Origin of the sequence: Kosakonia quasisacchari (assembly GCF_004331415.1) — a bacterium.
GTDB lineage: Bacteria > Pseudomonadota > Gammaproteobacteria > Enterobacterales > Enterobacteriaceae > Kosakonia > Kosakonia quasisacchari.
This window is the reverse complement of the sequence record NZ_SJOP01000097.1, coordinates 1-280: the sequence shown is the minus strand read 5'-3', so window position 1 is coordinate 280 and position 280 is coordinate 1. Positions and strand designations below refer to the sequence as shown.

Genomic DNA, 280 nt, shown 5'->3' with positions numbered 1-280 from the left:
AAAGAACCTGCCTCTGCAGTGTCCACACAGATTGTCTGATGAAAAGTAAAAAGCAAGGCGTCTTGCGAGCGAGACTTCAGTGTCCCCTTCGTCTAGAGGCCCAGGACACCGCCCTTTCACGGCGGTAACAGGGGTTCGAATCCCCTAGGGGACGCCACGCGTTAACTGATGAGGTCAGACCTCCCAGTGGACGCCACTTGCTGGTTTGTGAGTGAAAGTCACCTGCCGTCATATCTCAAAACTGATTCCGTTGTGTGAACAGCGAGTCATGTTTGAGATA

1 tRNA gene is annotated in these 280 nt (G+C 52.5%); it reads left to right on the top strand.

Annotation, left to right across the window (positions count from 1 at the left end):
• Positions 1-81 precede the first annotated feature (81 nt).
• Positions 82-157 (top strand) — tRNA-Glu (locus tag E0L21_RS24860).
• Positions 158-280 lie beyond the last annotated feature (123 nt).